Consider the following 18,606-nt stretch of genomic DNA (forward strand, 5'->3'; position numbering starts at 1 on the left):
CAGGGGCAAGCTTATGGATCAGGTACTGGCGTCCCTCGGGGAGGAGGGGCGGTTCCGCATCCTTCTGGATGCGATTACCGACTACGCCATCTACATGATCTCGCCGGAAGGAACGGTGTCGAGCTGGAATGCCGGCGCCGCCCGTCTCAAGGGATACACGGAAGCGGAGATTCTGGGACAGAACTTCGCCAGCTTCTACACGCCTGAAGACCGCGAGCGCGGCCTGCCGCAGCGCGCCCTGCGCATCGCCTCCGAAGAGGGCCGCTTCGAAAGCGAAGGCTGGCGCATGCGCAAGGACGGGACCCGTTTCTGGGCGCATGTCGTCGTCGATGCCATCCGCGATTCCTCTGGCCGGCTGATCGGCTTTGCCAAGGTCACCCGCGACCTCACCGAGCGCCGCACCGCCCAGCTTGCCCTGCAGGCCAGCGAGGACCAGTTCCGCCGCCTCGTCGAAGGCGTCACCGACTACGCCATCTACATGATCTCGCCCGAAGGCATCGTCACCAACTGGAATGCCGGCGCCGAGCGCATCAAGGGCTACACCCGCGACGAGATCATCGGCCACCACTTCCGCAGCTTCTACGTCCCCGAGGACCGTGAAGCCGGCGAGCCCGAGCGGGCCCTCACCATCGCCCGCGCCGAGGGGCGCTACGAGCGCGAAGGTTGGCGCGTTCGCAAGGACGGCACCCGCTTCCGCGCCCATGTGGTGATCGACGCCATCTACAACGACGACGGCACGCTTCTGGGCTTTGCCAAGATCACCCGCGACGTCACCGAGCGCCAACGGGCGCAGGACGCGCTCGAGCAGACCCGCGAGCAGCTGTTCCAGGCCCAGAAGCTCGAGGCCGTCGGCCAGCTCACCGGCGGCATCGCCCACGACTTCAACAATCTCCTGATGGCGGTGCTGTCGAGTCTCGAGCTCGCCACCCGCCGGCTGCCGCCCGACGCCGAAGTCAGCCGCTGGCTCGCCAATGCCACCGAAGGCGCCCGGCGCGGTGTTACGCTGACCCAGCGCCTGCTCGCCTTTGCCCGCCGCCAGACGCTCGAGTTCCGCCCGGTCGACCTCACCCGGCTCGTCACCGACATGACCGAGCTGCTGCAGCGCTCGCTCGGCACGACCATCGATATCGAAACCAGCTTCGCCGACAACCTGCCGCTGGTCCGCACCGATGCCGCCCAGCTCGAGACGGCCATTCTCAACCTGGCGGTGAACTCGCGGGACGCCATGCCTGCCGGTGGCCGGCTCACCATCACGGCCGAACTGGCCACGCCACACTTCGACGATCTGACGCCGGGCCGCTATGTCCGCTTGTCGGTTGCCGATGAGGGGGAGGGGATGTCACCCGAAACCCTGCAGCGCGCCACCGAGCCATTCTTCACCACCAAGGGCATCGGCAAAGGCACCGGGCTCGGGCTGTCCATGGTGCACGGTCTCGCCCAGCAATCGGGTGGCCGCCTGACCGTCACCAGCACTCCCGGGCGCGGCACCACCGCCAGCATCTGGCTGCCGGTGAGCGAGGGCGATACGGCGGTTCTCGATGAAGAGCCCGAGCTGCCGCTGCAGCCGGCGCAGGACACCGAAGCGGCTCCCCGCCATCTCAACGTGCTCGCCGTGGACGACGACGCCCTGGTGCTGATGAACACCGCCGCCATGCTCGAGGATCTCGGCCATACCGTGGTGGAAGCCTATTCCGCCGAGGAGGCGCTGGGCCATCTCGATGCGCAGCATTTCGACCTGGTGGTCACCGATCATGCCATGCCGCGCATGACCGGCGCCCAGCTCGCGATCGAGATCATGCAGCGCTGGCCGTCCACCGACATCATCCTGGCGACCGGCTATGCCGAACTGCCGGAAGGCGAGGACCTGCGGCTGCCGCGACTCAACAAGCCGTTCTCGGAAGCCGACCTCGAGGCGGCCATCACTGCGGTCGGGCGGCGCAACAACGCCGCCTGAACCGGTTCGCCTCAGACTTGACCGTTCCTGAGCGAGGTCGCCAGCGGCTCCGGCCGCTCGATCGGCGTCGCAATCTCGACCACGCGGCCCGCGGCCGAAGCGGTGGCGAAGGCTTCCATCACTTCGAGCACATGCAGGGCCAGGTGCCCGTTGGCGCGGTGCGGCCGGTTGTCGAGAATGCCTTGGGCCATGTCGGCAACGCCCAGCGAGCGGTAGTTGCCGTCGGCATAGGGCTGTTCCACCGCGACTGCGGTCCACTCCTCGCCCTTGCCGCGCTTGCGCACTTCGACATCGCCGCCGAAGAAGTTCGGGTCCGGCACGATCAGGCTGGCGTCGGTGCCGTAGAGTTCGAGCGGCACGTGCTTGTGCGCCGGCACATCGAAGCTCAGCCCCACCTGCACGATCGCGCCATTGGCAAAGCCCAGCGAGCCGGTGACATGGGTGTCGACATGCACGTCCATGATCTGGCCCTTCTTGGGCTCCGAGGTGATCGGCCGCTGCGTCCTGAGCCGCGAGCTCATCGCTGAGACCCGCGCCACCGGCCCCAGCAGGTTCACGAGGTCGGTGATGTAATACGGCCCCATGTCGAGCACCGGCCCACCGCCGATGTCGTAATAGAAGGCCGGATCTGGGTGCCAGCTCTCATGGCCGGGACACTGGAAGAAGGCGGTGCCGCCGACAATCTGCCCGAGCGCACCGGAATCCACCACCTGCCGCGCCTGCTGGTGCGAGCCGCCGAGGAAGGTATCGGGCGCCGAACCGATCCTCAGCCCCGCCTTCTCGGCTGCGTCGAGCAGCCGCTTGCCCTCGGCGAAATTGATGCCGAGCGGCTTTTCCGAATAGACGTGCTTGCCGGCAGCCAGGCACCGCAGCCCCACGTCCACATGCGCCCGCGGAATGGTCAGGTTGATAACCAGCTTGATCTCGGGATCGGCCAGCAGTTCGTCGATGCTCACGGCCTTCAGCCCGAACTCGGCCGCCCGGGCCTCCGCCACTTCCTGCTTCATGTCGGCGATGCCGCGCACGTCGAGCACGGGGAAACCCGCCAGCCCCTCGCGCCCCAGTATGGCGCGCAAATAGGCCGACGAGATATTGCCCGTGCCGATGATGCCGATGCCCAGACGCTGTCCGCTCATTCATTCCTCCATGAGTGACGTGCATCATTACCGGCACCGGCCGAGAGTCGCCAGAGTGGTATGGAAGTTCAGCCGCCCAGAGTGGCGAGAAACTCCGCACTCGGTTCGATCGGGGTGATGACGTCGATCAACAGCCCGTTGGGGTCGGCGAGAATGAAGTGACGCTGCCCGAACACCTCGTCCCGTAGCGGCTGCGAGATCGTCAGGCCAGCCGCCGCCAGCCGCTGCTCCTCCGCCGCCGCGTCTTGCACATAGAAGCTGAGGATCAGCCCGCGCGTCACCACCTGCGCTTCCGGGGGGATGGAGTCGTGGTCGTAGCGGATCAACGCCAGTTCGAAGGGATGGTCCGAAGCGGCACGCAACTGCACGTACCAGTCGCTCGAAAAGGTGCGGGTGAAGCCGAAATGAGTCTCATAGAAGCGGGCGGTGGACTCCACGTCCTCCACCTGGACGAGAGGATAGAAGCTGTCGGTACGCATGCGGGTTCTCCTTGCATCAGGCCGAAGAGAAGATACATACTGCCTGTATGTCGATGTGAATAACATACAGGCAGTATGTATGCAAATGGAAAGACGCAGCCAGGCCGAACGCCGCGCCGAAACCCGCCGGCTGCTCCTGGAAGCCGGTCGAAAGCTGTTTGCGGAGAAGGGTTTCGCCGACACTGCCACGCCTGACATTGTCGCTGCGGCAGGTGTCACCCGCGGCGCGCTCTACCATCACTTCGCGGACAAGACGGCGCTTTTTGCCGCCGTCGTCGAGGCCGAGCACGCGGCCGTTGCGGCCAGCATCGAAGCCGCAGGGGAGGCGACACCCACAGATCCTGTCGCGGCGCTGCTGGCCGGCAGTCAGGCCTTCTTCGCCGCCATGGCTGACCCCGGCCGTCGCCGCATCATGCTCCTCGATGCGCCCGCCGTGCTCGGTCGCGAAGCGCTCGACGCCATCGATGCGCAGTACGGCCTCGAAACCCTCGTCTGCGGCCTGCGCGATGCCATGGATGCCGGGGCCATCAAGCGCCTGCCGGTCCTGCCGCTCGCCCAACTCTTCGGCGCGCTGTTCGACCGCGCCGCCCTGGCCCCCGAAGACCAGCGCCCCGAGTTCCAAGCCGCCATGGCCGCCATGCTGGAAGGTCTTCGTACTTAGGGTGCATAGGTCCGGCCCCGCGGGTGGGGCAGGGCGCGTGATGAGCACTCTCCCCCCACAGCCACCGGCTGTCATCCCCGCGCAAGCGGGGACCCATCCTGAGATGCCGCCCCTCCCACCGAGGGGCCTCTATCCCCGCTCCGCAACCGCATTCGCCGTCTGCCGCTGCAGCCGCACCGCTTCCGGCTGCTTCGGACAACTGGCGCAGAGTCGTTCGGGCGTGATCAGATAGTCGAGGCAGCACCCCTTGCGCTTGACGATCAGCACCTCGGAGCCGTCGCCCGCCGGCACCGGCTGCAGCGCAACATGGCTGCCGAGATCCAGGGCACCAAACCACTGCTCCGCCGTCGCCAGCACGTCGTGATTGCTCATCTCGCGCCGCCGATGTCTCAGCCACAGCATCAGCGCGGCCATGCGATAGGCGAGCAGGCGCCGGGCAGGGGTGTCCCGCAGCCGCTCCAGCGTGTTCACCTCCGCCAACATGGCATCGGTCGCCACCCGCAACTGCCCGGCTGCATCGGCGATCATCTCGGTCGTGGTCCCGCTGCGCTGCGGCCGCCCCGCCAGCCGGAACCCGTCGACATAGATGCCGCGCCGGTCCTGCGACAGGCCCCAAAAATCCGGCACCGCGCCGTGGAGGTGCACGGCGATCACAGCCAGATAGGCCGGCTGCCAGATCAGATTCGTCCACAGCCGCACCGCATGGAAGGTAGCGCCCGCCTCCGGATAGGTCTGCCGCAGCGCCTCGTGGAGCGCCGTGAGAAAGCCGGCATTGTCGCCGCCGACTCGGTACCAGCCCTCCGGCGCCGCGCCCGGCATGCCCTTCATGAAGCCGGTGCTGCTCGCGGCCGTGGCGATCAGCCGTGTCGTGGCGACAGCGGCATCGTCTTGCGCGAAAAGAAAGGATCGGGCCATGCCGCGCTTCTATCCGGGCGCGGCACTGGCTGCAAAGCGCCTTATGCCGCGCGCGCCGCCGCAATGGTGCGCCGCACGGCCTCGCGGTCGGTCAGGGTGAGCTCGTATTCTCGCTCGATGGCGGTGCCGCCCATGCCGACATTGGGGTTGCGGTACTGCATTGCGCTCCCAACTGTGGTCAGTGCGGCGAAGTGCATCTCGTCGCAACCGCTCTCGCGCCGCAGCCGGGCGATATTGTCCTCGTTGAGCCCGCCGCAGGCCATGACCACGATCCGCCCGGCTGCCGCCTCTGCCGTCGCCTTGAGGATGTCGACGCCTTCTTCAGCCGTGTCGCGCTGCCCGCTGGTCAGCACCCGATCGACGCCGCAGCGCACCAGTGCCTCGACCGCCTCCCGGAAGTCCGCCGTCATGTCGAAGGCGCGATGGCAGGTCACCTTCAGCGGCCGCGCCGCCTCGACCAGGGCCTTCATCCGCTCTTCGTCCATCCGTCCATCGGCGGTGAGGCACCCGATCACCACGCCGGCCACTCCCAACTCCCGCAGCGCCTTGACGTCCTCCAGCATCGACTGGAATTCGAGCGCCGAATAGAGGAAGTCGCCGCCGCGCGGCCGCACGATCACATGGAACGGGATGGTCGCGACCGCGAGCGCCGTCTTCACTACACCAAGGCTCGGCGTGATCCCGCCCTCGAGCAGACTGGCGCACAACTCCACCCGATCGGCACCCGCCTCCTGCGCCGCCACCAGCCCGTCGACCCCCTCAACACAGATCTCGATCTTGAACGGGTGCTGCTGCGCCATGATTGGTCTCCAATTGGTATGCTCTTGGCTTAGCCAACCCCCATGGCCCGTGCAAGTGGGCGTGTACCAGTGGCTCAGATGCCCGGACCACCGGAACGAGCCCGGCGGGTGACCACCCTTCAGACAGCCGGCCTCTTCTTGCCTTCGTCATTGCCGGGCTCATCCCGGCAATCCAGCCCAGCCTCCCACGCTCCAATCTCACGACACCCACCACGTCATCCCCGCGAAGGCGGGGATCCATTCTTCCACTAGCCGTCCCTCAACAACGACGCAGCCCGTCACCCAAAACACACTTGCGCGCTCCGCATCACTGTGTTTCATCACTAGCACACTAGTTAGGCATAACGCATGGATGACTTCCACACCAGCCAGCCGATCTTCGTCCAGATCCGGCAACGGCTGATCGACATGATCCTGAGGGGTCAGGCGCAGGAAGGCGAGGCCTTGCCCTCAGTGCGCCAGATCGCTGCCGATCTGTCGGTCAATCCGCTGACGGTCACCAAGGCTTACGACGCTTTGGTCGAAATCGGCGTGGTCGAGAAACGAAGGGGCTTGGGCATGTTCGTGAAGCAGGGGGCGCGCGAGGAACTGCTCGCCCATGAGCGTCGGCAATTTCTCAAAGAAGACTGGCCCCGCATCGCCGATCGCATCCGCGCGCTGGAGCTCGACCTCAAGCAGCTCCTCACTCCCGAGAACCCCACCGAGGACAACACGAAATGACCGATCTGTCCCCGACCACCTCGCCGGCCGTGCAGCCCCCCATCGTCACTGCTCGGGGCTTGCGCAAGCGCTTCGGCCGCAAGGAAATCCTGCACGGGCTCGATTTCGACATTCCCGCCGGCCGCATCTATGGCCTCGTCGGGCACAACGGCGCCGGCAAGACCACCACGCTCAACGCCATGCTGGGCCTCACCAATTGCGAGGGCACCATTCGTGTCCTCGGCGAGGATCCCTTCGCCCGCCGCGCGCAACTGATGGAGAACGTTGCCTTCATCTCCGACGTCGCGAGCCTGCCGCGCTTCATGCGGGTGCGCGAGCTCTTCGCGCTGCTCACCAACATCCACCCCAACTTCTCGCCCGAAAAGGCGCGCCAGTTCCTCGAAGGCACTGACATTCGCCCCGAGATGAAGATCAAGACCCTGTCCAAGGGCATGATGGCACAACTGCACCTTGCCGTCGTCATGGCTATCGATGCCAAGCTCCTCGTCCTCGACGAGCCGACCCTTGGCCTCGACATCACCTACCGCAAGCGCTTCTACCGGCGTCTGCTCGAAGACTACATGACCGAGGAGCGTACCCTGATCATCACCACCCACCAGGTGGACGAGATCGAGTTCATGCTCTCCGACATCATGTTCATTCGCGACGGCGACCTGATCCTTCACATGCAGATGGAGACCGTGAACGACAAATTCACGCAGCTCGTCGTCAATGATAACGAAAAGCAAGCAGAAGCGCGCAAATACGGCCCGGTTTACGAGGAAACGCGGTTCGGCCAGACGGTGATGATCTTCGATGGCGTCGATCGCGCCTCGCTCGAACCGCTCGGTAAAATCTCCACGCCCACCCTGTCCGACCTCTTCGTCGCGCTGATGCAGCGGCCCACCGCCAACCCGGAGACCGCTCAATGAGGGCTTTCATCGCGCTGGTTCGTCGCGAACTCATCGAGCACCGCGGCGCTTTTCTCTGGGGCCCACTGGCCCTGGTCGGGGTGCTCTTCGGGGCGACGCTGATCGCCTTCACCTTCGGCCGTGTCGACGCGCGCTTTTCCGGCGCCATGTTCACCGTCGCGCCGCTCCGCATCTTCGAGATCGGCTTTCTCGGCTTCGGCGCCGGCTGGGCCCTCTACCTGATTGCGACGCTGTTCTTCTATTGCGGTGACGCCTTCTGGGCCGACCGGCGCAACAATTCCATGCTGTTCTGGAAGTCGATGCCGGTCAGCGATTTCCGGGTGCTGATGAGCAAACTCACCGCCGCCACTACCATCCTGCCCGGCACCGTCTATGCCATTGCACTACTGAGCGGCCTGCTGCTGTTCGGCGTCGCCTTCGTAACCATGCTGATCAACGGCTCCGCCACCTGGGCCGCGTTCGGCAGCATTGCGGTCATCTACGGCCAGGTGGCGCTCGCCATTCTCGTCGCCTTCGCCGTCGGCCTGCTCTGGTACCTGCCGCTCATGGGGGTCATCGGCGGTCTCGCAACCGCGATGGGCCGCTGGGCCATCCCGGTCTCGCTGGTCCTGCCGGCCATCGTGTCGATGTTCGAGTGGGTCATCCTGGGTGGCATCCACCCCTTCTCCACCCACACCTGGAACTACATCAGCTACCGCGCCAGCCTCCCGTTCGGCGAAGGCGGTTACCTCGATGCCTGGTTCCTGGGCGACGCCCCCTTCAGCGCGCTCGCCTTCGCCACCGACCTGATCAACCGCACCGACTGGCTGCAGGTGCTGATCGGCCTCGCCGTCGCACTCCTGGCCGTTTACCTCGCCAGCGAATACCGCCGTCGCGTCATCGGCGACTGACCCCTGTGCCTCGGCCTAGCCGAGGCGCAGCCGCTTCATCCACCACCGCCTCCAACGGTGGCGGGCGAAGCGATAGAACAACTCGTTCGTCATCACGTGGCGGTAGAGCCGGGCAAAGGCCACCGTCTGCAGCATGGTCGAGAAGATGCCCCATGGCTTGCGCTCACCGGTATAGTGCAGGATGGCTGGATCGAGCCCTTCATGGGCATGGCGCGCATCAATGGTGTTCCAACGCCAGTCGAGCTTAAGCCAATTGTCCTTGAAAACGAGGTTGAGCAGGTCCTGGTCGTAGTAGATCCGCTGCATCACCCCGGTTCGGTGCGCTTCCTCCATGCGCCCGATCACGTCGGCTTCGCGCCACTTGGCGATGTCGATCAACACCATGCCAGCGTTGAAATAGTAGTCTGCGGCATCAAAGATATCGCGATTGTTTTTAAGGTCGCGTCCGCCGGCAATGAAGGCGCCCATTGTATCGCGCACCGCGGCAATGGCCTTGCCCCGCAGGTCGATGTCAAAAAGTGCGGCGATGTCGTCCCGCACCAGCATGTCGCAGTCGAGGTACAACACCCGCTCCACCTCCGACCCCAGCAGTTGATCGAGCATCAGCCGGGCGTAGACGATGTTGGACAGCCGGCGATTTTCCGGCATGCGGCGCGCGACATCGCGGAACATCTCGGATTGATCGAGGTCGTACCACCGGAGGTGAACCGGGAACTCGTCCGCGATCGCAGCGAGATCAGTGTGGTGGCCTGGACTGAGCGTGCGATGGCAGAGGTGGAACACCAGATCCTGCTTTCGCTTGGTGAATAGGCACACGGACCGCATTGTGGCATATGCCGGCGCCCAAAAATTGTCGTCAAAAGTCAGGGCAATGTGGATTGCCGGCACGCTGCTCACCCGGGTTCAGAACATGAGGGCTTTTCCCCATTGCCGGCTGGAACGTCAACCGCTCTCTTGTACCGTTCGGCCGCACACCCAACCGCCGTCTCAGCCGGAGCTTCCATGCGCGCCCATCTCGTCTTCGCCCATCCACTGCCCGACAGTCTCGGCGCCCATCTCAGCCATACCGTCGAAGCGGCCCTCCGATCCCGCGGCTGGGAGATCGACCGCCTCGAGCTCTACGCCGCAGCCTTCCAGCCTGCGCTGACGCCCACCGAGCGCCGCAACTACTATGCCGAGCCGCAGTCCGACTCCGACGCGGTCGCCCTGCAGCAGCGCCTCGCCCGAGCCGATATCCTGGTGCTGGTGTTTCCCACTTGGTGGTTCGGCCTGCCGGCGATCCTCAAGGGCTGGTTTGACCGCGTCTGGGCCCCTGGCTTCGCCTTCGATCAGGGCACCCCGATCAAGCCGCGCCTGACCAGCCTCAAGGCCTGCCTCGTCGTCACCACCCTCGGCTCGCCCTGGTGGATCGACACGCTGGTGATGCGCCGGCCCGTTCGCCGCATCCTCAAGACCGCCATTCTCGGCGCCTGCGCCCCACAGGCGCGTTTCACGATGCTCAGCCTGCACGCAGCCGAAAACGTCGATGCCGCGCGCCTCGGCCGGTTCGGGACCCGCATCGCCCGCGCCGTCGAAACCCTCTAGCCGCCGGCGCGTTACCGCCCCGTGCACGCACCAGTTGCTATTGCGAATGATTTGCAATTGTAGTATAGCGAGGGTGTAATGTCCCGGAGTTCGTTTATGCGTCGCCTGCTCCTCGCCATCGGCCTCGCCGCCCTCGCCAGTCTCCCCGCCGCCGCCCAGGAGCGGTTCAAGGTGGTCACCACCTTCACCGTCATTGCCGACATGGCCCGCAACGTCGCCGGTGAGGCGGCCGACGTCGTTTCCATCACCAAGCCCGGTGCCGAGATCCACAACTACCAGCCCACCCCCGGCGATCTTGTCGCCGCCCAAGGTGCCGGCCTCATCCTGTGGAACGGCCTCAATCTCGAACTCTGGTTCGAGCCCTTCCTCGCCGGCCTCGGCGACATCCCCAGCGTAGTGGTCAGCGACGGCGTCGAGCCGATCGGCATCGGCACCGGCCCCTATGCCGGCAAGCCCAATCCCCACGCCTGGATGTCGCCGACCGACGCGCTGGTCTATGTCGAGAACATCCGCCGCGCGTTGAGCGAAGCCGATCCGGCCAATGCCGCGACCTATGACAGCAACGCTGCCGCCTATGCCGAGGCGATCACCGCCACCGTCCAGCCCATCCGCGACCGCCTCGCCACCGTGCCCGAGGAACGCCGCTGGCTCGCCACTTCGGAAGGCGCCTTCAGCTATCTCGCCCGCGATTTCGGCCTCAAGGAACTGTTCCTCTGGCCCATCAATGCCGACCAGCAGGGCACCCCGCAGCAGGTGCGCGCCATGATCGACACCATCCGCGCCAACACCGTCCCCGCCATCTTCTCGGAATCCACCGTCTCCTCCGCTCCCGCCGAGCAGGTCGCCCGCGAGACCGGCATAAGCTATGGCGGCGTCCTTTATGTGGACTCCCTGTCCGAATCCGACGGGCCGGTGCCCACCTATCTCGACCTCTTGCGGGTCACCACCGAGACCATCGCCACGGGGCTCGCTTCCTGATGGACGCAACCGCCGCCGGATTGGACGTTGCCGACGTTTCCGTTGCCTATCGCAACGGCACCACCGCCATGCGGCACGCCAGCTTCACCGTGCCGCGCGGCTCCATCACCGCGCTGGTTGGGGTCAACGGCTCCGGCAAGTCCACCCTGTTCAAGGCCATCATGGGCTTCGTGCCGCTGGCCACCGGCAGTGTCAGCATTCTCGGTGTGCCCGGTCGCGAAGCCCTCAGGCGCAACCTCGTCGCCTATGTGCCGCAGTCCGAGGAGGTCGACTGGAACTTCCCCGTCCTGGTGGAAGACGTCGTCATGATGGGTCGCTTCGGCCACATGGGCTGGCTCCGCCGCCCGCGCCCCGTCGACCGCGACAAGGTCACCGAGTCGCTGGAACGCGTCGGCCTCATCGACTTCCGCAAGCGCCAGATCGGCGAACTTTCGGGCGGCCAGAAGAAGCGTGTCTTCCTTGCCCGCGCCTTGGCGCAGGAAGGCGAGGTCATCCTGCTCGACGAACCCTTCACCGGCGTCGACGTCAAGACCGAGGATGCCATTGTCGGCCTGCTGCGCGACCTGCGCGACGAGGGCAAGGTCATGCTGGTCTCCACCCACAATCTCGGCTCCGTCCCCGAGTTCTGCGACCGTTGCGTGCTGGTCAAGGGCACCGTCCTCGCCTCCGGTCCGACGAGCGAGGTCTTCACCCGCGAGCATCTCGAAGACGCCTTCGGCGGTGCCCTCCGCCATTTCGTTCTGGCAGGGCAGGGGCTCCATGCCGACGACTACCCGCGGCACCTCACCGTCCTCACCGACGACGAGCGGCCGCTCGTCTTTTATGGCGAAAAGGGCCGCATGACCCCACAGCAGCGTGACCGGTCCGAACAATGATCGACACGCTGCTGCTCCCCTTCAGCTATGGCTACATGGTCAACGCCATGTGGGTCTCGGCACTGGTCGGCGGCGTCTGCGCGTTCCTCTCCGCCTATCTCATGCTCAAGGGCTGGTCGCTGATCGGCGACGCGCTCAGCCACTCGATCGTCCCCGGCGTTGCCGGCGCCTATATGCTCGGCCTGCCGTTTTCGCTCGGCGCCTTCTTCTCCGGCGGGCTCGCTGCCCTCGCCATGCTGTTCCTCACCCAGCGGACGAAGCTCAAGGAAGATGCGGTGATCGGCCTGATCTTCACCGCCTTTTTCGGGCTCGGGCTGTTCATGATATCGCTGTCGCCCACCTCGGTGAACGTGCAGACCATCGTCATGGGCAACATCCTCGCCGTCACCCCCGGCGACACCCTCCAGCTCGTCATCATCTCCGGCATCACCCTCGCCGTCATGGCGGTGATCTGGAAGGACCTGATGGTCACCTTCTTCGACGAGTCCCATGCCCGCTCCATCGGCCTTAACCCGCCGCTACTGCGCGTCGTCTTCTTCACTCTCCTTGCCGCCTGCACCGTCGCCGCCATGCAGACCGTCGGCGCCTTCCTGGTGATCGCCATGGTGGTCACCCCCGGCGCCACCGCCTATCTCCTGTCCGACCGCTTCGGCCCGCTGGTGGTCCTCGCCATCCTGATCGGTGCTCTCACCAGCCTCGTCGGCGCCTATCTCAGCTTCTTCCTCGATGGCGCCACCGGCGGCGTCATCGTCTGCCTGCAGACCCTGATCTTCCTCCTCGCCTTCGTCTTCGCGCCCAAGCACGGCATCCTCGCCGCGCGCCGTCGCGCCCGGCTGGAGCTTCGGGCATGAGCGAGTTCCTGCTCTACGCCCTCTGGCCGTTCCAGTTTCCGTTCATGACCACGGCCATGCTGGTGGCGGTGCTGGTCGCGGTTCCCACCGCGCTGCTCTCCTGCTTCCTGGTGCTCAAGGGCTGGTCGCTGATGGGCGACGCGGTTTCCCATGCCGTGCTGCCGGGCGTGGTGCTCGCCTATCTGGCGGGCCTCCCCTTCGGCATCGGCGCCTTCATCGCCGGCATGGTCTGCGCCATCTCCGTCGGCTACCTCAAGGAGAATTCCCGCATCAAGGAAGACACGGTGATGGGCGTGGTCTTCGCCGGCCTCTTCGGCCTCGGCATCGTCCTCATCACCGCCTTCCCCACCGATGTCCACCTCGACCATATCCTGTTCGGCAACATCCTCGGCGTCACCCCCGATGGCCTCGTTCAGACAGCCGTCATCGGGGTTCTGGTCACGGTCATCATCGTGTTGCGCTGGCGCGATCTCATGCTCTTCACCTTCGATCCGCAGCAGGCCGGCGCCATCGGCCTCAACACCCGCCTCCTGCATTACGGTCTCTTGGCGCTGCTCTCGCTCGCCATCGTCGCCGCGCTCTCCGCCGTCGGCATCGTCCTCGTCGTCGCCCTTCTGGTCGCTCCCGGCGCCATCGCATTCCTCCTCACCCGCCGCTTCGGCGTCATGCTGCTCCTCGCCGCCACCATCTCCACCCTGTGTTCGCTGATCGGCATCTACCTCAGCTTCTTCCTCGACTCCGCCCCCGCCCCCACCATCGTCCTGCTGCTGACCCTGGTCTTCATAACCGTCTTCGCGGCCACGACACGAAAGCCCGCTGTGGTCTAGTGCTCGGACGGACCACCGGGACAAGCCGGTTGGAGACAGCGCGGAGAGTCGTTGCCCATCGGTCCTTCGTCATTGCCCGGCTTGTCCCGGCAATCCATCTCGCAACGGGCATGGTCCCTCGTCGAAGAAGATCGGACAGGCGCCCCCCACCCAACCTCCCCCTAAGGGGAAGTTCGCTCTGCAGCCCGGCCTCCCACCGGCCCGTCCCTCCCCTTCAGGGGGAAGTTAGGTGGGGGCCGGCAAACACCAGCCCCTCAAATCTGTCCCCCTTATCCCCACCCCCTCCACATGCCCCATACTCCACCCATCTCTTCCGCGCGGGGCGGCCTGCAGCGACCATTGGCGGAAGGACGGCCGGGCAGGGGGAGGTCGCTCTTCACCTGGGCTCGCGGGTGGTCCGCTCAGGTCCGGCGAGGATGGAAAACATCTCCATCCCCCTGTCCGGAATGGAGTCGTCGCGCCCCGTTCTAAAATCCCGGCGCCCCGAGGCGATGTCGTCTCACTTTAAAATTCTCAGAGGCGGCACCGCCTCGGGGCCCGCTCCTCTTCCAACCGACGGCGAAAGCCCGGCGGCTAAAGCTGCTGGCAAAATCCACGATCTGTCCCGCTTATCCCCGCCCACACCCGCGGCCTGCTCTCCCCACAAAGGAGATCACCATGGACCACACCCCCCGCCTGTCGCTGCCCTACCTGATGCCGGGCCAGGCGCAGAAGCACATCACTCACAACGAGGCCCTTCGGGCGCTGGACGGACTGGTGCAGCCGGTCGTCGTCAGCCGCACCACCACTGCCCCGCCGCCACTGCCGCTCGAAGGCGAAGCCTATCTCGTCCCCTCCGGCGCCACCGGAACTTGGGCCGGCCACGCCGACGAATTCGCCATCTGGCAGGCCGGCGCCTGGAGCTTTCATGATCCGGCGCCGGGCTGGCAGGTCTGGTGCGTCGACCAGCAGGTGCTGCTGGTCTTTGACGCGGGCGCCTGGAGGCCGCTGATGGCGCTCGGCGACGGCCTAGAACAGCTCGGGATCAACGCTACGCCCGACAACACCAATCGCCTGGCCGTCTCGGCGGACGCCACCCTGTTCAACCACGCCGGCGCCGGTCACCAGCTCAAGCTCAACAAGGCAACGAGCACCGACACCGCTTCGCTGCTCCTCCAGACCGACTGGTCCGGTCGCGCCGAACTGGGCCTCGCCGGTGACGATTCGTTCCGCATCAAGGTCAGCAGCGACGGTTCGGCCTGGACCGATGCCATCACCATCGCCCCTGCCAGCGGCACCGTCAGCGTCGGCTACAGCCTCCAGCCCGCTGCCGACAATGCGGTCAGTCTCGGCGCCGCCGGCGCCCGCTGGTCCGCCATCTGGTCGGCGACCGGCACCATCCAGACCTCCGACCAGCGTCAGAAAACCGAGATCGCACCAAGCGATCTCGGCCTCGACTTCATCCTGGCGCTCGAGCCTGTGCGCTACCGCCAGCCAGCCGGTGAGGCGACCCATTACGGTTTCATCGCCCAGCAGGTGCTGGCGGCCCTCGGCGGCACGCCCTCCGCCGGCCACGTCCTCGTTGATCCCGCCGATCCCCACAGCGAACAGGGCCTGCGCTACGACAGCTTCATCGCCCCGCTGGTGAAGGCGGTCCAGGAACTTGCGGCACGTGTCGACGAACTGGAGGCGAACCTCTGATCCCTCCCCACCCTCGGTGTCACCCCGGCCTTGAGCCGGGGCCCATCCTGAGATCTCAGGTTGGATCCCCGCTTTCGCGGGGATGACAAGCGCGGTTGTGGCTGCATCTGTGCGGAGCGGTGCTAACCTAGTCGAAAACCTCGTCCGGATAGACGCCCCAAAGCTCTTCCTGGCGCACATAGCCACTATAGCTGGCGCCGCGCTGCGACTGGTCCTGCTGGCTCGCCGTCACTTCGCACCAGGTGCCATCGCATTCGCTGATGGTGACCTTGAGCCCGGGCCCGAGCCGCGCCCGCGCTGCCGCATCGTCCGCGGCGCTGGCCCGGAGCGGCACTTCGGCGCCCCCCATCACCGGCTGCACGAAGCCGATGCGCGTGCCCGCAAGCAGGTTCTGATGCACCCAGCCCTCGTCGCCCTCGACGTCGCGGATCTTGCGCCAGGTGTCGAACTCCTGGACGATTTCCACCGGAATTCCCGCCTGCACATAGGTCCAGGCGATCTCGTATTTCTGTCCGGGCCCCACCCGCACATTGATCGGTTCCGAGCGGGTGCTGGCAAAGCGCGGCAGCGGCAGGCCGCTGGGATTGTTGGCCTGCGCCAGCGCCGGTGCTGCCGTTGGCAGCACGGCCAGCAGCATCAACAGGCCGGAAATGAAACGCGGAAAGCTTCCGCGGCGGGTGTCGAACATAACTTGGCACGAGGAACGGAATTGCCTTATCACTAGGCCGATATCCTTAATGGCCGCTAAACCCGGCCCCGGCCGATCTGGCCCCAATCCGGATGCGATGGCGATTCAAAAGCCCAAGATCCTGGTGACGCGCCGCCTGCCCGAGTCGATCGAGGCGCGCATGGCCACCCTGTTCGAGACCGATGTGAACGATGCCGACGTCACCCTCACCGGCGAGGACATCCTCGCCGGCCTCGAGGACAAGGACGTGCTGGTCAGTTCCATCACCGACCGCATCGATGCCGACCTGATCGCGCGCATGCCGAAATCGGTGCGCCTCATCGCCCAGTTCGGCAATGGGGTCGACAATATCGACGTCGAGGCCGCCTGGGCCGCCGGCGTCACCGTCACCAACACGCCCTCCGTCCTCACCGAGGACACCGCCGACATGGCGGTGGTGCTGATGCTGGCGCTGCCGCGCCGCCTCATCGAAGGCGCCGAAATGCTGCTGCGCGACGGCCAATGGGCCGGCTGGTCGCCCACCTCCATGCTCGGCACCCGCCTCCGCGGCAAGGCGCTCGGCATTGTCGGCATGGGCCGTATCGGCACCGCCGTCGCCTTTCGCGCCCGCGCCTTCGGCCTCAACATCCACTACTTCTCTCGCAACCGCCGGCCACTGGCGGTGGAAGTGCCGCTCGGCGCCACCTACTGGGACGATCTCGACCGCATGATCGAGGCGGTGGACATCGTCTCCCTCCACACCCCGCTGACCCGCGAGACCCACGGCATCCTCTCTGCCGAACGGCTCGGCCGCATGCGCGAGGGCAGCTTCGTCGTCAATGTCAGCCGCCCCGAACTGCTCGACGAAGAGGCGCTCCTCTCCGGCATCGAGAGCGGGCACCTCGCCGGTGCTGCCCTAGACGTCTTCGACAATCGCAACGGCATCAATCCGCGTCTGCTGGCGCTGGCGCAGGACCATCGCATCGTCCTCACTGGCCACATGGCATCCTCGACACTGGAGGCGCGCACCGAAATGGGCGAGGCGGTGATCGTCAACATCCGCGCCTTCATGGACGGCCACCAGCCACCCCACCGCGTGCTGCCCGAGGGGCTCAATGCCGCAGCCCGCCCGGTCCCGCGCTAACCCGCGGCAATTGACGTTGTCCCGGCAAGCGCCTAATTCGTCGGCATGAGCAAAGACCACAAACCGGCGGGCCCCAGCCAGCGTATGCTGCGGGTGGGCGAACTGGTCCGCCACGCCCTGGCGGCGATTTTCGCGCGCGGCGAGGTCGAGGACGATGCGTTGACCGGCTCGGTGATCACCGTGCCCGAAGTACGCATGACCCCCGATCTCAAGATCGCCAACGCCTATGTCATGCCGCTCGGTGGCCAGCACGCCGAAGAGATCGTCGCGGCACTGAACCGCAACAGGAAGTTCATCCGCGGCCGCGTGGCGCCGCAGATCAACATGAAATACGCCCCCGAAATCCGCTTCTTCGTCGACGACACCTTCGACGAGGCCAGCCGGATCGATGCGCTGCTGCGCTCCGACCGGGTCCAGCGCGACCTGCGCGACGACGAAGAGGACGGCGACCAGCAGTGACCACCGCCCGCCGCGCCAAGCGCGCCATCTCGGGCTGGGTCGTCCTCAACAAGCCCTTCGACATGACCTCCACCCAGGCGGTGGGCAAGGTGCGCTGGCTGTTCGCCGCGCAGAAGGCCGGCCATGCCGGCACGCTCGACCCGCTCGCCACCGGCATCCTGCCGATCGCCTTGGGCGAAGCCACCAAGGCCGTCCCGCAGGTGCAGGATGGCACCAAAATCTACCGCTTCGCCATCCGCTGGGGCACCGCCACCACCACCGACGATGCCGAAGGCTCGGTGATCGCCCAGTCCGATGTGCGCCCCAGTGCCGAAGCCCTCGAGGCGGTGCTGCCCCGCTTCACCGGCACCATCCTGCAGAAGCCACCGGCCTTCTCGGCCATCAAGATTGACGGTGAACGCGCCTACGATCTCGCGCGCGCCGGAGAAGCCGTCGACATCAAGCCTCGCGAAGTCGACGTCGACGCGATCCAGGTTCTCGAGCACGGCGCCGAACAGTCGCTGCTGGAAGTAACCTGCGGCAAGGGCACCTATGTTCGCGCCCTGGCGCGAGACATTGCCGAGGCACTCGGCACCCATGGCCATGTCGGCCTGCTCCACCGTGCCGCCGTCGGACCCTTCACCGACGCTGATGCGGTCAGCATCGACGACCTCGAAGCGGCAGCCGAAGATGTCCGGGACACCCTGCTGAAGCCGGTATCCGCCGGCTTTGCCGATCTTCCGGAAATCCGGCTCGATCCGGTGCAGGCCACCGCGGTGCGCCATGGCAATCCGGTGCTGCTGACGGGTGCCGCCGCTCCAGCATCGCTTGAGGAGTGCTGGGTCAGCTTCAAGGGCGAGGTGGTCGCCACCGGCTGGGTGCAGTTCGGCCAGTTCAAGCCCAGGCGCGTCTTCAACACCTGACGCTTGCGGCACTTATCCCCGCTCGTGCTGGCGGGACTATTCTCACCTGGCAGAAAGAAAAGGCGGGGCTTTCGCCCCGCCTCTTTGCTGATCAGGTGAACAGCATGATGATGACGATCAGGAAGACCGGAACGCCAAGCAGCCAAAGGCCGATTGCACGGAACATGTCTTGG

20 protein-coding genes are annotated in these 18,606 nt (G+C 66.0%); 14 read left to right on the forward strand and 6 right to left on the reverse strand.

The genetic code is table 11. The annotated features are described in order from the left end of the window. Positions 1 to 13: 13 nt before the first annotated feature. Positions 14 to 1,954 (forward strand): hybrid sensor histidine kinase/response regulator, encoded by a 1,941-nt coding sequence (locus ACFSX5_RS10160; protein ID WP_386833240.1) that lies wholly within the window; start codon positions 14 to 16, stop codon positions 1,952 to 1,954. Between the two features lie 11 nt (positions 1,955 to 1,965). On the opposite strand, the gene ACFSX5_RS10165 is transcribed toward ACFSX5_RS10160, so the two are convergent. Then, entirely contained in the window at positions 1,966 to 3,090 is a 1,125-nt protein-coding gene (locus ACFSX5_RS10165) for a Gfo/Idh/MocA family protein (protein WP_386833241.1), read from the reverse strand. 68 nt (positions 3,091 to 3,158) lie between these two features. Next, positions 3,159 to 3,569: a VOC family protein gene (locus ACFSX5_RS10170; protein WP_386833242.1), complete on the reverse strand. Its 411-nt coding sequence runs from the start codon at positions 3,567 to 3,569 to the stop codon at positions 3,159 to 3,161. Between the two features lie 85 nt (positions 3,570 to 3,654). Here ACFSX5_RS10170 and ACFSX5_RS10175 point away from each other — a divergent pair, with 85 nt between their 5' ends. After that, positions 3,655 to 4,230 carry a TetR/AcrR family transcriptional regulator gene (locus ACFSX5_RS10175; RefSeq protein WP_386833244.1) on the forward strand — a complete coding sequence of 192 codons (576 nt, stop codon included), beginning with the start codon at positions 3,655 to 3,657 and terminating at the stop codon, positions 4,228 to 4,230. 129 nt (positions 4,231 to 4,359) lie between these two features. On the opposite strand, the gene ACFSX5_RS10180 is transcribed toward ACFSX5_RS10175, so the two are convergent. Both ACFSX5_RS10180 and ACFSX5_RS10185 read right to left on the reverse strand, forming a co-directional pair. Beyond that, positions 4,360 to 5,145: a siderophore ferric iron reductase gene (locus ACFSX5_RS10180; RefSeq protein ID WP_386833245.1), complete on the reverse strand. Its 786-nt coding sequence runs from the start codon at positions 5,143 to 5,145 to the stop codon at positions 4,360 to 4,362. A 41-nt stretch (positions 5,146 to 5,186) separates the two neighbouring features. Beyond that, positions 5,187 to 5,945 (reverse strand): copper homeostasis protein CutC, encoded by a 759-nt coding sequence (locus ACFSX5_RS10185; RefSeq protein ID WP_386833246.1) that lies wholly within the window; start codon positions 5,943 to 5,945, stop codon positions 5,187 to 5,189. A 348-nt stretch (positions 5,946 to 6,293) separates the two neighbouring features. On the opposite strand from ACFSX5_RS10185, the gene ACFSX5_RS10190 reads away from it, so the two are divergent. Genes ACFSX5_RS10190 through ACFSX5_RS10200 form a run of 3 tightly spaced genes read left to right on the forward strand, consistent with a single transcriptional unit; the run spans position 6,294 to position 8,466 of the window. Next, positions 6,294 to 6,665: a GntR family transcriptional regulator gene (locus tag ACFSX5_RS10190; RefSeq protein ID WP_386833247.1), complete on the forward strand. Its 372-nt coding sequence runs from the start codon at positions 6,294 to 6,296 to the stop codon at positions 6,663 to 6,665. Continuing rightward, on the forward strand, positions 6,662 to 7,576 hold the full coding sequence (locus ACFSX5_RS10195) for an ABC transporter ATP-binding protein (RefSeq protein WP_386833248.1): 915 nt from the start codon (positions 6,662 to 6,664) through the stop codon (positions 7,574 to 7,576). The genes ACFSX5_RS10190 and ACFSX5_RS10195 overlap by 4 nt, the downstream gene beginning before the upstream one ends. Further along, positions 7,573 to 8,466 carry a hypothetical protein gene (locus ACFSX5_RS10200; protein WP_386833249.1) on the forward strand — a complete coding sequence of 298 codons (894 nt, stop codon included), beginning with the start codon at positions 7,573 to 7,575 and terminating at the stop codon, positions 8,464 to 8,466. The genes ACFSX5_RS10195 and ACFSX5_RS10200 overlap by 4 nt, the downstream gene beginning before the upstream one ends. Before the next feature lie 15 nt (positions 8,467 to 8,481). Here the strand turns inward: ACFSX5_RS10200 and ACFSX5_RS10205 are convergent, their stop codons facing one another. Beyond that, positions 8,482 to 9,363, reverse strand: coding sequence for a glycosyltransferase family 8 protein (locus tag ACFSX5_RS10205; RefSeq protein WP_386833250.1), 882 nt, complete (start codon positions 9,361 to 9,363; stop codon positions 8,482 to 8,484). A 105-nt stretch (positions 9,364 to 9,468) separates the two neighbouring features. Here ACFSX5_RS10205 and ACFSX5_RS10210 point away from each other — a divergent pair, with 105 nt between their 5' ends. The 6 genes from ACFSX5_RS10210 (at position 9,469) to ACFSX5_RS10235 (ending at position 15,261) form a co-directional block, all read left to right on the forward strand. After that, positions 9,469 to 10,050, forward strand: coding sequence for an NAD(P)H-dependent oxidoreductase (locus ACFSX5_RS10210; RefSeq protein ID WP_386833251.1), 582 nt, complete (start codon positions 9,469 to 9,471; stop codon positions 10,048 to 10,050). Between the two features lie 96 nt (positions 10,051 to 10,146). After that, on the forward strand, positions 10,147 to 11,028 hold the full coding sequence (locus ACFSX5_RS10215) for a metal ABC transporter substrate-binding protein (RefSeq protein WP_386833252.1): 882 nt from the start codon (positions 10,147 to 10,149) through the stop codon (positions 11,026 to 11,028). Next, positions 11,028 to 11,903 (forward strand): manganese/iron ABC transporter ATP-binding protein, encoded by an 876-nt coding sequence (locus ACFSX5_RS10220; protein WP_386833254.1) that lies wholly within the window; start codon positions 11,028 to 11,030, stop codon positions 11,901 to 11,903. The genes ACFSX5_RS10215 and ACFSX5_RS10220 overlap by 1 nt, the downstream gene beginning before the upstream one ends. After that, a complete protein-coding gene (locus ACFSX5_RS10225) occupies positions 11,900 to 12,754 on the forward strand; it encodes a metal ABC transporter permease (RefSeq protein ID WP_386833255.1) in 855 nt (284 codons plus the stop codon). Before ACFSX5_RS10220 ends, ACFSX5_RS10225 begins: the two co-directional genes overlap by 4 nt. Continuing rightward, positions 12,751 to 13,581, forward strand: coding sequence for a metal ABC transporter permease (locus ACFSX5_RS10230; RefSeq protein ID WP_386833256.1), 831 nt, complete (start codon positions 12,751 to 12,753; stop codon positions 13,579 to 13,581). The genes ACFSX5_RS10225 and ACFSX5_RS10230 overlap by 4 nt, the downstream gene beginning before the upstream one ends. A gap of 657 nt (positions 13,582 to 14,238) precedes the next feature. Then, entirely contained in the window at positions 14,239 to 15,261 is a 1,023-nt protein-coding gene (locus ACFSX5_RS10235) for a DUF2793 domain-containing protein (protein ID WP_386833257.1), read from the forward strand. A gap of 127 nt (positions 15,262 to 15,388) precedes the next feature. Here the strand turns inward: ACFSX5_RS10235 and ACFSX5_RS10240 are convergent, their stop codons facing one another. Beyond that, positions 15,389 to 15,949, reverse strand: a complete 561-nt coding sequence (locus ACFSX5_RS10240; RefSeq protein WP_386833259.1) for an SH3 domain-containing protein — start codon at positions 15,947 to 15,949, stop codon at positions 15,389 to 15,391. A 97-nt stretch (positions 15,950 to 16,046) separates the two neighbouring features. Between ACFSX5_RS10240 and ACFSX5_RS10245 the strand changes: the two genes are divergently transcribed. Genes ACFSX5_RS10245 through truB form a run of 3 tightly spaced genes read left to right on the forward strand, consistent with a single transcriptional unit; the run spans position 16,047 to position 18,433 of the window. Next, a complete protein-coding gene (locus ACFSX5_RS10245; RefSeq protein WP_386833261.1) occupies positions 16,047 to 17,072 on the forward strand; it encodes a 2-hydroxyacid dehydrogenase in 1,026 nt (341 codons plus the stop codon). A 45-nt stretch (positions 17,073 to 17,117) separates the two neighbouring features. Further along, a complete protein-coding gene (rbfA, locus tag ACFSX5_RS10250; protein WP_386833262.1) occupies positions 17,118 to 17,531 on the forward strand; it encodes a 30S ribosome-binding factor RbfA in 414 nt (137 codons plus the stop codon). Next, complete coding sequence (gene truB, locus ACFSX5_RS10255) at positions 17,528 to 18,433, forward strand: tRNA pseudouridine(55) synthase TruB (protein WP_386833264.1); 906 nt, start codon at positions 17,528 to 17,530, stop codon at positions 18,431 to 18,433. Before rbfA ends, truB begins: the two co-directional genes overlap by 4 nt. Positions 18,434 to 18,606 lie beyond the last annotated feature (173 nt).

Origin of the sequence: Devosia albogilva, assembly GCF_042685625.1 — a bacterium.
Taxonomy (GTDB): Bacteria; Pseudomonadota; Alphaproteobacteria; order Rhizobiales; family Devosiaceae; genus Devosia; species Devosia albogilva.

What these genes read in the sequence shown, in the direction of transcription:
- ACFSX5_RS10190 (WP_386833247.1), top strand. Translation starts at nt 6,294, where the DNA reads ATGGATGACTTCCACACCAGCCAGCCGATCTTCGTCCAGATCCGGCAA.
- ACFSX5_RS10245 (WP_386833261.1), top strand. Translation starts at nt 16,047, where the DNA reads ATGGCGATTCAAAAGCCCAAGATCCTGGTGACGCGCCGCCTGCCCGAG.
- ACFSX5_RS10175 (WP_386833244.1), top strand. Translation starts at nt 3,655, where the DNA reads ATGGAAAGACGCAGCCAGGCCGAACGCCGCGCCGAAACCCGCCGGCTG.
- ACFSX5_RS10195 (WP_386833248.1), top strand. Translation starts at nt 6,662, where the DNA reads ATGACCGATCTGTCCCCGACCACCTCGCCGGCCGTGCAGCCCCCCATC.
- ACFSX5_RS10220 (WP_386833254.1), top strand. Translation starts at nt 11,028, where the DNA reads ATGGACGCAACCGCCGCCGGATTGGACGTTGCCGACGTTTCCGTTGCC.
- ACFSX5_RS10240 (WP_386833259.1), bottom strand. Translation starts at nt 15,949, where the DNA reads ATGTTCGACACCCGCCGCGGAAGCTTTCCGCGTTTCATTTCCGGCCTG.
- ACFSX5_RS10170 (WP_386833242.1), bottom strand. Translation starts at nt 3,569, where the DNA reads ATGCGTACCGACAGCTTCTATCCTCTCGTCCAGGTGGAGGACGTGGAG.
- ACFSX5_RS10230 (WP_386833256.1), top strand. Translation starts at nt 12,751, where the DNA reads ATGAGCGAGTTCCTGCTCTACGCCCTCTGGCCGTTCCAGTTTCCGTTC.
- ACFSX5_RS10210 (WP_386833251.1), top strand. Translation starts at nt 9,469, where the DNA reads ATGCGCGCCCATCTCGTCTTCGCCCATCCACTGCCCGACAGTCTCGGC.
- ACFSX5_RS10185 (WP_386833246.1), bottom strand. Translation starts at nt 5,945, where the DNA reads ATGGCGCAGCAGCACCCGTTCAAGATCGAGATCTGTGTTGAGGGGGTC.
- ACFSX5_RS10160 (WP_386833240.1), top strand. Translation starts at nt 14, where the DNA reads ATGGATCAGGTACTGGCGTCCCTCGGGGAGGAGGGGCGGTTCCGCATC.
- ACFSX5_RS10165 (WP_386833241.1), bottom strand. Translation starts at nt 3,090, where the DNA reads ATGAGCGGACAGCGTCTGGGCATCGGCATCATCGGCACGGGCAATATC.
- rbfA (WP_386833262.1), top strand. Translation starts at nt 17,118, where the DNA reads ATGAGCAAAGACCACAAACCGGCGGGCCCCAGCCAGCGTATGCTGCGG.
- ACFSX5_RS10180 (WP_386833245.1), bottom strand. Translation starts at nt 5,145, where the DNA reads ATGGCCCGATCCTTTCTTTTCGCGCAAGACGATGCCGCTGTCGCCACG.
- ACFSX5_RS10235 (WP_386833257.1), top strand. Translation starts at nt 14,239, where the DNA reads ATGGACCACACCCCCCGCCTGTCGCTGCCCTACCTGATGCCGGGCCAG.
- ACFSX5_RS10215 (WP_386833252.1), top strand. Translation starts at nt 10,147, where the DNA reads ATGCGTCGCCTGCTCCTCGCCATCGGCCTCGCCGCCCTCGCCAGTCTC.
- ACFSX5_RS10200 (WP_386833249.1), top strand. Translation starts at nt 7,573, where the DNA reads ATGAGGGCTTTCATCGCGCTGGTTCGTCGCGAACTCATCGAGCACCGC.
- ACFSX5_RS10225 (WP_386833255.1), top strand. Translation starts at nt 11,900, where the DNA reads ATGATCGACACGCTGCTGCTCCCCTTCAGCTATGGCTACATGGTCAAC.